Source organism: Heyndrickxia sp. FSL W8-0423 (assembly GCF_038009395.1).
Lineage (GTDB): Bacteria > Bacillota > Bacilli > Bacillales > Bacillaceae_C > Heyndrickxia > Heyndrickxia sporothermodurans.
Map to the genome: position 1 here is coordinate 199,655 of NZ_JBBPBE010000001.1, position 12,517 is coordinate 212,171.

Here is a 12,517-nt window from a genome sequence, read left to right on the forward strand (position 1 = left end):
TTCTTTTTGGAGATGGTACATGTGTCACAATCGTTTTTAAATAGAGCGAAAAATCAGTATAATACATTAAGCGAAACAGAGAGATATTTAATCGACTATATAAAGCAGCATTTAGACACGATTCCGCAAATCTCCATTGTAAAATTGAGTGAACAGGCAAACGTTTCGACTGCGACCATTGTTCGTACGATGCAAAAATTAGGTTATAGTGGTTTCACCGCTTTTAAAATCCATTTAAAAGATGATTTTGACTCAAGCACTGAATTTTCGATTGTGGAAAAGATTGATAAAAAAATCCAAGAAGCGATTTTGAAAAATGAGCAAGAAGTCATCAAAACCATTCAGCTTCTGGATAGCGGGACAATTGAAGATGCACTACAGAAAATCATTCATTCCAAAAAAATCATCATCTTTGCCCGCGGCTTCTCCGAACTAATCGCAAAAGAAATGATGGTTAAATTTCAATTGTTAGGAAAAAGCTGTGAGCTGCATGATGATCCAAATATCATAAGGACGATTAGTAAAAAAATCGATAAAAAAAATATTGTTATTTTTGTATCTTTAAACGGAAAAACAAAGGAACTTGTCGAGGCTGCCCAAAACTGTCAAGAACAAGGGGTAAGCACCCTTCTCCTTACTGCGAATCAGAACAGTCCATTATATGATTTATGTGAAATCTCTTTAGTCGGCTTTAAGTCAGAGATATCCTATTTCCCTGAATATGAGGTGCGATCACGTTTGCCTATCCAAGTAATGGCTCGGATTATATTAGATGCATATGCCATTCGAACAGAGGAACCTAGACAGTTAGATTCTTAAGAATCTATCGGGTTCGTGCAAGAAAGCGGGGATTTATCGTTTCTTCCTTCAAATGTTTTCAAACTAAAGAACGAAATAAGGGAATTGGGAAATTTATGTTGACCGATAAACAAGCTGTTGGCTCGATATAGTTTTTGACTTCAAACAAAAAACGAGATAAGGTAATCACCATTATCCCAAAGAACATTTTTATGTAGAGAAAATATCATCTATTTCCTGTTATCATTTTGGAGCTGAGCAGTTACTTGAACAACCCGTTCACCTAATGCTCTTCCTAGCGCTTGATCTTGCTCATTTAATAGAACGGAGCTTTCAATCGGGCACGATATTCCAACACCATAATAAGAACCGTAAAGAACATTTTCTGGTATATTTCCCGGCAACCCTACTATAATCATTCCCTGATGAAGCATTGGAGTGATAAGATTCAGCAAGGTTGCTTCTAATCCCCCATGTGTTGTCGCTATTGTACAAAAAACAGCGCCCACTTTATCCACTAGTTTACCGCGTGCCCATAGATAACCAAGTTTGTCCATCCACTTTTTTAATCCAGAACTAATACTCCCAAAATGACCGGGGCATCCCCAAATAATGGCATCCATTTCCGGTAGGGTATGGACATCTGCGTCGTCAACATGCTTGACGTACACAGTAGCTTTACCAGTCTTTTCTGCTCCTTGACCAATCGCTCTCGCTAAAGCTTCCGTATGTCCGCCTTCACTATCGTATACTATATACACTTTCATTTTCTATCTCTCCATTACTTTAAAGAGTTTCAAACATTGTAGGAAGCGTGATTTTTTATCATTTCTTTTTATGTAATGATTTCAATGCATTTCGGAACTCATCATCGTTCATTTCCTGTTTCTCCTTTTGATTGCCTTTCGCTAAATGGCTTAATGCTTGACGAAACAGTTCATCTTTCTCTCCAATATGGTGACTCTCCCTATTCTCATGATTAGGTGATTTATGAGGTATTTCATTATCTACTTCTATACCAATTTTCTTTCCACTTTCAACTGGTTTAACTTCTTTATATTTCCTAATATTAGTAATAAATGCAATAAGAATCGCCAATGTCAAAACAAAATAGATGGAAAGCGCCCCTAAGGCTTGACCAAGGCCTGCTTCTAATCTTCCGTCATAATAAAGTAATGCCCTTATACCGTCTACAATATATCGTGTAGGTAAAATATTACTGAATAGTCGATGGACAATTGGTAGCGTTGATAATGGAAATGCTCCACCACTTGAGAATATCCCCATAAAATTTACCGGGAACATTACTAACATTCCCCATCCACCTAAAAATACCGCTATCGTTTTAAATAACAGAAACATGGTTATACAACTAAAAAAGGTAAACAGGAATATCGCCCAAATCCCTGAAGCATGTGCACTTCCAAAGATTCCAAATACCCCTAGTTGGATAAAAATTGAAACACAGAAAGTTAAAATGAACCCAAAAATTATTTCCGAAGTAAGGACTTCAGATTCACTTAATGCCGATCCTCTTTTTTTCAAGGTACCATTACTTCGCAAAAGATAACCATGAATCATATTTGCACCTAACATCCCAGTAATGGAGGATATAAGGGCCATAACAAATGGTGTCATTCCTTTATTAAGATTAACTGGCAGTCCCAGCACATTTTTTGAAACAATCTTGACCGGATTGTCCAATAATGAAGCATTCTCCGGATCCAGTCTCATTCCTTTTTGCAACAGTTCTGCTTTTAGTTGGCTACTAATTTTTTTAGAAGTAGATAAAGCAACAGTTTGAAGGGTGTTACTTGCAATCATAGCTGCCGTTTGTCCAAGCCCCTCGTTTAATAAAACTTCTAAATCAGCCGGTTTACCATTCGTAAGACCTGAAAGAAGGGTATCATGAACTAGGTCAAGATTTTCCGAATAATCTGAAGGGATAATTAATGCTCCATAAGCTTTGTTATTTCTTATATCATTGAATGCACGTTCCCTATTATCATCAACTTTCCATTTAAAAGAGTTCCCATTTTGTTTTTCGATAAGATTTAATAATATAGCATCGCCAACTTTTCCTTTATCTTCATTTACAATAATTAGAGGAACATCAGACATGTTTTGCTTTGCACCTTTAAATATAGGCAGATAAACGAAGACCATGACTAACATTAATAAAGAGATTAACCAAATTGGAAACCAGGAGGAGCTTAATTTAAACAATTGATTCACGACTTTCATTCCCCTAACCACGAATATATTTTAGTCATATTTATTATGTCCAATTTGGTGGTTGATTATTAGAATTCAAAAAGAGAAGTGTTAACATGAGAACGCATAAATAAAAAAAGGATGGTTCTTCCGTTTTCGAAACAAAAGAATCATCCAGGCTTATGAATTATTGATATTTGTTTGATACGAGAACCACACCTACATCCCTATAAAGTGAAGCATTTACTCATTTTCCATACGAACAAGTAACTCTTCTTTTGCCTCTTCAACTACTTTAGGATTCATAAACAATTCCATCGCTGTCCGAGCTAGTGCCTTGCTGCTTACTTGTATGCATCTTTTTCCGGCTTCAGAATTGGCTAATTCTCTGAATTGTTCCGTATGATTAGAGATTTTATAATCTGGAAAAATGGTTACATATGGATTACAGATAGGGATAACCCTTGAGACATTTCCTAAGTCTTCTCCACCGTAGTCGAATGGCATTCCATCCATGACAGGTTCATCAATGGCAATCAGTTCTTTTCGACAAACATCAGATAGTATTTGATTCGGGACACGACCAAGGTAGCCTGGGACGAATTCAATATCTACTTCACAACCGGTCGCAAGGGCTGCGCCTTCTGCACAATTTCGGACCCGTTCGATATAATCTTCTAGATCTTTAGCTTTAAAACAACTAAGTGACCCCCTAATCTTAACATAGTCCGGAATTAAACCAGTTGTTTTTCCACCATCTTCAATAATACCTGATAGACGAAAGTCAGCTTTGCAATGTTGTCTTAATAGTCCTGTTGCAACAAAATATAAGTTTGCCGCATTTAATGCATTGATTCCCTTTTCAGGATGTGATGAAGCATGCGCAGATTTTCCATGAAACTTGATTCGTATTCCAGTTGACGACATACATTCTCCTGCAAGTCTAGTTGTATCGCTTGTAGGATGCATAAATAGAACGGCATCAATACCGTCAAACGCATTTTTTTCAAGCAACTTTATTTTTCCTCCACCAGATTCCTCAGCAGGTGTCCCCATTACGACTAAAGTTCCTGGGATTTTATGATCTTCCATAAATTTTTTTGTCTCTAGTGCCGTCCCTAATGCAGTGGTACAAATCAAATTATGACCACATGCATGTCCTATTGGCAAAGCGTCATATTCTGATACTACAGCTAACGTTAAATCACCTTTTTCATATTGATAAGTTGCTTTATACGCTGTAGGCAGCCCGCCTAAATTTGTTTCAACATCGAAACCGTTTTCTTTAAGAAACTCACATTGTACACGACATGCTTTTTCTTCCTGATAGGCTAGTTCCGGGTTAGCATGTACATATTGAGCAATCTCCCAAAGTTCGTCTAATCTTGAATCTAAATAATCATCACATTGTTTTTTTATCGTTTCTAAATTCATTTATGATAGCTCCTTTACATTTTAATACTTTCATACTTTTTCGAAGTGAAATAAAATTACTTCGAAACTCCGAGAATACCGAAAAAACTACCAATCAACGATATGAGAATGATGCCAATAATAATTTTGTTATAATTTTGCCCTTTCGTTTTAAAGAAAAAATAGATAGCAAAAACTGCACAAAGAGGTAATATACCCAATAAAATTTGATCAAGAATTTCTTGTACAACAATTGGTTTAGAATGTGCTATTTTAAATTCTAAGGGGGTTTTTATTTTTATATAAGTTGAAGAAAGTGCCCCCATCATAAATAGCCCTAAAATACTGGCGCTATTTATAATTTTATTAATTAGCCCCGATTTCATTAACCGCATAACTGATTCTCTTCCTAAAAAATAACCAGATTTCAACATATTATAGCCAATTAATATAATGGCTAGTGGATATAAAAATGGAATAACAGCACCTAAAAAATTGCCACCGAGTGCCATGGAACAAGCTAGTGCTAATATGATCGGTTTCAACGTCCCCCACATTAATGTGTCTCCAATTCCAGCTATCGGTCCCATTAACCCTGTTTTAAACCCTGTGATTACTTCATCTGGAATTGGAGCCCCATTTGACTTTTCTTCTTCCAAAGACAACGTTACACCGTGTATAATACTCCCCATTGTTCCTTCCGAATTATAAAATTGTAAATGGCGTTTTAATGCTTCTTGATAGGCTTCATCATCATCTTTGTACAGTTTCCTTAAATTTTTGGAAAGTGCATTACAAAATGCTAACGCTTGCAAACGTTCATAAGAATTACTTACCTCTACGGATGAATACCATAAAGCAAAAGTTTTCCTTAAATCTTTCTTAGTTAGCTTTCTTTCTTGTGGCTTTTGTTCTGGTGCAGGCATTGAAGACATATTAAACGACCCCCTTTTTATCTTTATTCATAGAATTAAACATGATAAGGACAGCGATACATGTACCGAAAACAGCGGCCCCCATTGTATTTATTCCTAAATAAGCTACCGCGAAAAAACCAATAAAGAAATATGGCATGATCTCTTTTTTCCCAATAATTAAGAGAATGATAGCGAATCCCATAGCTGGAAGCATACCACCTGCAACATTAAAGCCATTGATCACCCATTTAGGAAGAGCGTCTATTAGATATTCGACCGCATTCGCCCCAAGTAGAGTAATAATAAATACAGGTACAAATCTTAAAAAGAAAACAAGGATGGTAGGATAAGTAATTGCACAATGGAAAATTCCTTTGTAATTTTTTTCTTCCACATATTTATCTGCTTTTGAAATCCAATAGGCGTTTGTTGTTCTTCTGATTTGATCCAATAAAACACCTAACACTCCAAACGGAACGGCAATTCCAACTGCAAGTTCAGTTGACAAATTCGATTGCAAAGCAATAGGTATCGCTATAATTCCGGCCAAAGCTTCATCGGCGGGTATATTTCCACCCGTTGCAATCATTCCTAAGTACATAAGTTGTATCGTTCCACCAATGATTAAGCCTTGTTCAACATTTCCATAAATCAAGCCTAGAATTAATCCATATAAAATTGGGGAGCCTAATGCCTGTGTCAATCCATAAAAAACACGGCTAGTGCCTAAAAAGTATAAAATACCGCACAAAATTGCTATTAATATATTCAACTAAATCGCTCCCTTCCCCTATTATTTGTTTAATGAATGGAATTTTTCCGCAGCCTTTTTAAATTCCATTTTCGGCTCATCCGGAACTTGATGTAAGTATGCATGACAACCGCCGCCTTCCAATTCTTCCAGCATTTTGACATCTTCCGCATTTAGAGTAATTGGCCCAAAAACAGTAATCCTGCCCGGTCCAGCTCCTAAGCCTCCGATTTGAATATCTTTTATCGGGATCCCACCTTTTATCGCTCGATAGGTTGTATCAATATCTTTAAATAAAACAAACAGCTTCCCTTCTCCCAACTGATTGATATTCCAACTATTAATGGCATCCGTTACCGAATAAACTTCTACCTCTATATTGGCTGGAGCCGCCATCACATAAATACTTTTCATAAATTCATCTACAGCTAGTGCATCATCAATAATAACGATACGATTCGCAGATGTTTGTCGGATCCATTTCGTAATTACTTGTCCATGAATAAGTCGAAAATCAACACGTACCATTTGTATTTGTGCCATTACAATTCCCCCTAATAAACTTTTTTATTTAACACTAATTTCTATCTAGCTTAAAGTATGAAATAATTACTTATTTACTTGATTTGGTAATTTTAAATGCTGGCAGCTCAACAACGCAGCTTCTTTAATTTCTTTAACACTCTCTTCTGTAAAAGGTTGGTTTTGTCGCATAACTGCCTCAATAAGCATCATAGAATTTAAACCTGATAGAATTTGAATGTTATATTTTTGGCTTAAACTTAATGCAACATTTGAAGTAGTTCCTCCAGCAATGTCAGTAATAATTAAGGAATCTATCGGCATTTCTTTTAATTTGCCTTCCACCTTTTGCAAGAAATCTTCTGAAGAGTCTAATGGAGTTAGTGCAATTTCACTTACTCCTTTTACTGTACCTATAATCATTGAGAGTTTTTCTACTAGAGTACTTCCCCATCCTCCATGGGTTAATAATAAAATTTCATGTCTCATCGTTTCGTTAGACAAAACTTCTTCACCTCCTTGCTAATTTAATAATGCAATTACTGTACCAACAAAGTGTCATCCCACAATTTTTTTGTAAAAAAGCAAAATACCAGATCAATTTTATCAGTAATAGCAATTGTTTTATCATGCCTATATTTATTAAAAAAATTATTTACAGTTAGTGAATGTTCGAAATCATATGACAGTTCTACCTTGAAAGACGACAGAATCGTGACACTTCGTTGTTTTGTTGTCTTTAGATGACAGATGATTATTTGTCATGACAATTGATGTTGTAGGAGAAAAAAGATAGTATAGAAAACAATAGGACTATTTTTTGACTATAATGAGGTGGACATATGCGAAGAATTGAAAGGATAGCCCATGAATTGAGAAAAAGGTCAGAAAATACTTCCAAAAGTGATCTGGAAAAAGGTAGAATTGTCGGATTTACAGCAAATGAAATTAGTAGCGAATTGCAAATAGCCCGAAATTCAGTTAGTCAAGATTTAAATGAACTTGTCAATCAAGGTCTTGCGATAAAAATAAAAAGCAGACCTGTTTATTTCTTTGACCTTTATGTTTTAGAAAAATATACGGAAAAGAACATTCAAAAGCCTGCAAATCAATATACATCCCTCAGAGATTACTTTAGTACACCTAAAGTTAAAAAAGAATCGCTCGCAGTTAAATCAAAACCTGAGGAAAAGACCAACAATGTATTTGAGAAAATCATTGGCTACAATGGTAGTTTGAAAGAAGCGATCGCAAAACTAAAAGCTGCGGTTCTTTATCCACCTTTTGGATTGAACGTGATGTTAACTGGAGAACCTGGTGTCGGAAAAACAATGATCGCTGAGGCGGCCCATAAGTATCTTACGAATTCCCGAGGGAATGATATCCCTTTTGTATACTTTAATTGTTCGGAATATTATAATAACCCAGAATTATTAACCGCCCATCTTTTTGGTCATATGAAAGGCGCTTATACTGGAGCACAAACAGATCGAATAGGATTGATTGAAAAGGCGAATGGTGGTTTTTTATTTCTTGATGAGGTACACCGACTGACATCTGAAGGCCAGGAAAAATTGTTTACCGTGATAGATCGAGGCATTTTTTCGCGGGTGGGAGAATCGCAGTCACATTCTGTAAATGTGAGATTTATTTGTGCAACTACAGAGGATATTCAATCTACCATGCTAAAAACATTTTTAAGAAGGATCCAAGTCGTGGTACATCTACCTTCCCTTTTTGAAAGGCCTATCGAAGAACGCCTTGAATTAGCTTTACTCTTTTTGCAGCAGGAAAGTAATAAAGTCTCTAAACCGATTGACGTTTCAAATGCCTTTTTGAAATATATGTTGGAACGTAATTATACAGGAAATATTGGTCAGTTGAAGAGTAATATTCAGTTTATTTGTGCGCAAGCATATCTCGATAGCCTGACAGATAAAACCGACACCATTCGTATTGATAATCGTTTCATGAAAGTCGATGACAATATGGAAAAAACTCCGGTTGAAGGGTTTAATGCTTTTACTGAAGCTGAGAATATTCTATTGATACCTGATCAATATTCAATAACCGCAGAAAAATTGCTTCGAAAACCTGTTCCTGAGCAGAAAAAGGATATATTTTATTCCTTCTTACTAAATGAGTTTATTAAATTACGGAATAGTAACGTTTCTTATCAAGAAACATTGTCCATTTTGAGGAAAAAAATTGAAACCATTTTTGACTATGGGATCTATCAGAAAGATGATGGAAATCAGGTACAAACGCATAACTTTAAATTATATGACAAAATGGAAGTTGTCCTTTCATATATCGAGGAATTTATTCCATACAAGTTAAATGAAGCAACAAAAAATAATTTACGAAACCATTTTTATTCTTTACTATCTGTTGTAGAAGAGAATAAAAAGGATGACTTTTTCCTATATAGTGGTCAATTGATTATAAATAAGCTAGATTATTATGAAGAAGCTAAAAAAATTTGCGAAAAAATTGAAGAGGAATTTCAGATTAAATGCCCACCAACAGAGCTTTCCTTTATTAGCATGCTGTTACGAGATTTGTTGCGAGGAGAGAATAAAAGTCAGTTAAGAAAAGATTGCGGTGTAGTAATTATTGCCCATGGTCAATCAACAGCATCCAGTATGGGAGAGTATGCAAACCACCTATTCTCACAGCAAATTATCCAAGCGATTAATATTCCGATTGAACAGTCAGTGAATGATACATTGGAATTTCTAAAGAAACTTGTTAGGAAAAATAAGTATCAAAAGCTTATTTTAATGGTAGACATCGGGTCATTGCTTTATTTTGGCAATATTATTTCCGAGGAGTTCAAGATTGAAGTACTAATGATAAAAAATATTAATCTCTTATCTGTACTTGAACTTATGCGGGAAATTATTTATGAATCAACAGATTTTAATTATTTGTTATCGGTTATGAATGATAAAAACCATCAAACAGTTCTCTGCCGTAAAGGTGGATACCGCGATAAGCGTGTATTAATCATCACTTGTATAACAGGAATTGGCACTGCTTTGAAAATTGAAAAGCTTCTTAATGATACTTTTGGTGAATATTTTCCGAATGACCTAAGATTAATGACATTAGATTATGAAGAAACCAAATCACTCGAACGTTTAACGCCAAATTTAGATAAAAATGAACGCCCACTTGCAATCATTGGAACTTTCCAGACTGAGATACCTGATGTACCTTTTATTCCACTTGATGTACTCTTTTCTGAAAAAGGAATAGAACGGTTAATGATTGTATTTGGATATGACATGGCAAATCAAAAAAATGAAAAAATCAGAGAGGCCATTTCCTCAAGATATATTCAAAATTTATCACTAGAAGCTGTGGTCAATTATGTGAATGTTCTTAACCCACAAAAACTATTGATTGAAATGATGCAAGTCTATCGACAAATATGTCGTCAATTAGACATTCATCCAGGGAAATTAGTAATGTTGCGCTTTATGATTCATTGTTGCTGTCTAGTGGAAAGGTTAGCAGTAAACGTTGATTCAATTAAACCAATTAGGGATTACCCATTGCAGGAAAACGAAAACGTGTTTGATGTTATTAAATTATCTTTCCGCAACATTGAATTGTCTTATAATATCAAACTTCCACCTATTGAAATCCAATATATTTATGAACTGATTTATGATTAATGTATTTAGAAAAAGCTATCAATAGAAACTGATAGCTTTTTTGAATAGTTCTATTCAATCAACCCCGTATCCTCAATTTGTACGTTTGAATGCACTTTAAATTTAATATTTGGATAGAGGTGTTGCCATTCTTCCCAATCATTCGTGTTAAAATGTCTGCTTCGGTAGCGCATGCCAAATCCAATGGGATCTACGCCTTCTTTTTGCATTTTTATTAATAACTTCTCCATTCCTTTGTTTAACATCTTTTCTGACTCATTCTCATAATTTGTTAATTTATCATTATGTACCGCTTTAATTGCTTCCTCGATTCTCCCTCTCACTTTAAGCTTCACACGAATATAAGGCTGCTTGCCAGGAGGAGTGATTATTTTGTATTTCGTTTTTACTTTTTGTGTTTCAATAATGATCATATCTTTTCCTTTGTTTACTTTTAGTACACTTTTCTCCTCTTTATTTAACATGAAATTAAGAAATTTGGTTTCTTCAGGAGTTAAGATCGTTTTCATTTTTTTCTTATTCATAAGAGCCATCGTATTAATGGTAAACAGTGAATCCTTTGCTTCGATAATTGGAAGCATTGGATCAAGTCCTTTTTCCGTGAGCCTTTTTTTATAATCATAATAAAAGGGTGGAATGATATATGGTGTTTCTGAGCCGTCTTTTCCTAGCGCAAGGAACAACGCATCTGAAGGAAGCTGCTCCGATTTTGGTCTTACTTGCAACACATCGAGTGCACTTGGCTTCCCCACGCCAACCCAAGCAATCTGCTGGATATCTCTTCTTCGAGCAAACCAATAATTAATTTCAATAGGGAGTTTTTTCAATAGTAAATCTTGCCCGAATAAAATGACCTTTGCATGGCCGAAATCAATTTCCTTGTCCACTTTTGTTTTTATCATCCGCACTGCCTCGGAAATGGAATTAGCTTTTTCCGAAACAATAAGAAAATCATCCGGCTCATCTTTCGAACCAGGAATCACGAACTTAAGACTGATATTATATTTTTTTTGACTATGAGATGCAGTATCTATTCCGATACTCACAACAAATATTCGTTTATCAATATCTTTAAAACCACAGCCGCTTAAAATTAGCAGCAAAAGAAAAATACATACGAAGTAACTCTTTTTACCTATTTTTTTGATAGTGTTCCCCTCCTTGCCCACAAACAAAAACTCGCGACAAAAAGTATTTCAACAATAAATCGGATAACCATCCAATAAGAAGTGAATGTATTTAACAAAACAGTATTTGTAAAAATGACACCAGCAATGGAAACACAAATATAAAGAGCAATAATTGCTCCGTTTTGCTTTTTACTAGACTTCTTTTTAAAGGTTCCTTTCATTAGCTCAAAAGCAACATGCCAGTGAACAGAAACACTAATAAGTACGATACTCATATAAAAAATGAGGAATAGGAAGATTACTCTCTCAATTGGACTATAGACCATTCGAATCGAATCCGAAGTTGTGATCCACGGATAAAGAAATTCTTGAGTTTGATCCGCCCCGTTAAAGCCAATTGGGATAAAAAAAGTGGTGAATAAACTAACCCAGCCTAATAAAAAAATAGTCAGGAAGTTCCAATTAGATAATCGTTTCTTAATCAAACGGTTAAAAATAATCAAATTAGTAAATCCAGAAAACACATAGGTTGCTGTTCCGATTACTTTTAAATTTGGCACTTCAAAAAGATGAGTTCCTACTTCTAAGATGGCATCCCAGCTAATATTTTCATTCGTATATGCCTTGAATATAATAAATCCAATTAATGGAGTATTTATAAAAAGCACAATTTCTAATAAATACATCACTCTCTCGGTCGGCAACTGGATTACAAAACAAATGGCAGCTAAATAAATGGCTAAAATCATCAGTTTAGGAAATTCAGGGTTGATAAAGCGATTTAAAATATCAATAAATTCAAGTAAAGTAATCAGACCCGCTGAAAACCATAAAAATTGCATGATAGAAAAACAGATGACTTTCAACAATCGATACTGACTTGAGTCAAAAATCTCGGGAAATCCTCGTTCAGGAAATTTAGACATAGCTTTGGTGAACAAAAATGTAAGGCTAAGGCTTATTGGTATAGCGATCAATATCCCCATGACAGTCCCATCAAAACGATACTCTATTAAAATTTTAGGAACAAACATAATGACATTGATCAGCATGTTTATTAATACAAGATATAAAAAATAACGATTCAAC

General features: G+C 35.0%; 11 protein-coding genes. 2 read left to right on the forward strand and 9 right to left on the reverse strand.

What is annotated here, in order from left to right; genetic code table 11:
• The first annotated feature begins 21 nt into the window (after positions 1 to 21).
• Entirely contained in the window at positions 22 to 819 is a 798-nt protein-coding gene (locus MKY81_RS00915; protein WP_341116238.1) for a MurR/RpiR family transcriptional regulator, read from the forward strand.
• Positions 820 to 1,028: 209 nt separating this feature from the next.
• Here the strand turns inward: MKY81_RS00915 and MKY81_RS00920 are convergent, their stop codons facing one another.
• The 7 genes from MKY81_RS00920 to MKY81_RS00950 form a co-directional block, all read right to left on the reverse strand.
• The gene (locus tag MKY81_RS00920) at positions 1,029 to 1,565 is read right to left on the reverse strand and encodes an NAD(P)H-dependent oxidoreductase (RefSeq protein WP_108070978.1); all 537 of its coding nucleotides are present in this window, start codon (positions 1,563 to 1,565) and stop codon (positions 1,029 to 1,031) included.
• Between the two features lie 58 nt (positions 1,566 to 1,623).
• Positions 1,624 to 3,033: an ABC transporter permease gene (locus tag MKY81_RS00925; RefSeq protein WP_341116240.1), complete on the reverse strand. Its 1,410-nt coding sequence runs from the start codon at positions 3,031 to 3,033 to the stop codon at positions 1,624 to 1,626.
• Between the two features lie 222 nt (positions 3,034 to 3,255).
• Entirely contained in the window at positions 3,256 to 4,446 is a 1,191-nt protein-coding gene (locus tag MKY81_RS00930; RefSeq protein WP_341116242.1) for a M20 family metallopeptidase, read from the reverse strand.
• A gap of 56 nt (positions 4,447 to 4,502) precedes the next feature.
• Positions 4,503 to 5,360: a PTS system mannose/fructose/sorbose family transporter subunit IID gene (locus MKY81_RS00935; protein ID WP_108070984.1), complete on the reverse strand. Its 858-nt coding sequence runs from the start codon at positions 5,358 to 5,360 to the stop codon at positions 4,503 to 4,505.
• Position 5,361: 1 nt separating this feature from the next.
• Entirely contained in the window at positions 5,362 to 6,114 is a 753-nt protein-coding gene (locus tag MKY81_RS00940) for a PTS mannose/fructose/sorbose/N-acetylgalactosamine transporter subunit IIC (protein WP_341116245.1), read from the reverse strand.
• Between the two features lie 21 nt (positions 6,115 to 6,135).
• Positions 6,136 to 6,636, reverse strand: coding sequence for a PTS sugar transporter subunit IIB (locus MKY81_RS00945; RefSeq protein WP_108070988.1), 501 nt, complete (start codon positions 6,634 to 6,636; stop codon positions 6,136 to 6,138).
• A gap of 66 nt (positions 6,637 to 6,702) precedes the next feature.
• On the reverse strand, positions 6,703 to 7,119 hold the full coding sequence (locus MKY81_RS00950) for a PTS sugar transporter subunit IIA (RefSeq protein WP_213083797.1): 417 nt from the start codon (positions 7,117 to 7,119) through the stop codon (positions 6,703 to 6,705).
• A gap of 338 nt (positions 7,120 to 7,457) precedes the next feature.
• On the opposite strand from MKY81_RS00950, the gene MKY81_RS00955 reads away from it, so the two are divergent.
• On the forward strand, positions 7,458 to 10,298 hold the full coding sequence (locus MKY81_RS00955) for a sigma 54-interacting transcriptional regulator (protein ID WP_341116247.1): 2,841 nt from the start codon (positions 7,458 to 7,460) through the stop codon (positions 10,296 to 10,298).
• 50 nt (positions 10,299 to 10,348) lie between these two features.
• Here MKY81_RS00955 and MKY81_RS00960 read toward each other — a convergent pair whose 3' ends face one another.
• Positions 10,349 to 11,467: a Ger(x)C family spore germination protein gene (locus tag MKY81_RS00960; RefSeq protein ID WP_280523953.1), complete on the reverse strand. Its 1,119-nt coding sequence runs from the start codon at positions 11,465 to 11,467 to the stop codon at positions 10,349 to 10,351.
• On the reverse strand, positions 11,434 to 12,516 hold the full coding sequence (locus tag MKY81_RS00965; RefSeq protein WP_066231673.1) for a GerAB/ArcD/ProY family transporter: 1,083 nt from the start codon (positions 12,514 to 12,516) through the stop codon (positions 11,434 to 11,436). Before MKY81_RS00965 ends, MKY81_RS00960 begins: the two co-directional genes overlap by 34 nt.
• Between the last annotated feature and the right edge of the window lies 1 nt (position 12,517).

Coding starts and splice junctions, on each gene's coding strand:
- MKY81_RS00930 (WP_341116242.1), bottom strand. CDS start 4,446: ATGAATTTAGAAACGATAAAAAAACAATGTGATGATTATTTAGATTCA.
- MKY81_RS00920 (WP_108070978.1), bottom strand. CDS start 1,565: ATGAAAGTGTATATAGTATACGATAGTGAAGGCGGACATACGGAAGCT.
- MKY81_RS00935 (WP_108070984.1), bottom strand. CDS start 5,360: ATGTCTTCAATGCCTGCACCAGAACAAAAGCCACAAGAAAGAAAGCTA.
- MKY81_RS00955 (WP_341116247.1), top strand. CDS start 7,458: ATGCGAAGAATTGAAAGGATAGCCCATGAATTGAGAAAAAGGTCAGAA.
- MKY81_RS00945 (WP_108070988.1), bottom strand. CDS start 6,636: ATGGCACAAATACAAATGGTACGTGTTGATTTTCGACTTATTCATGGA.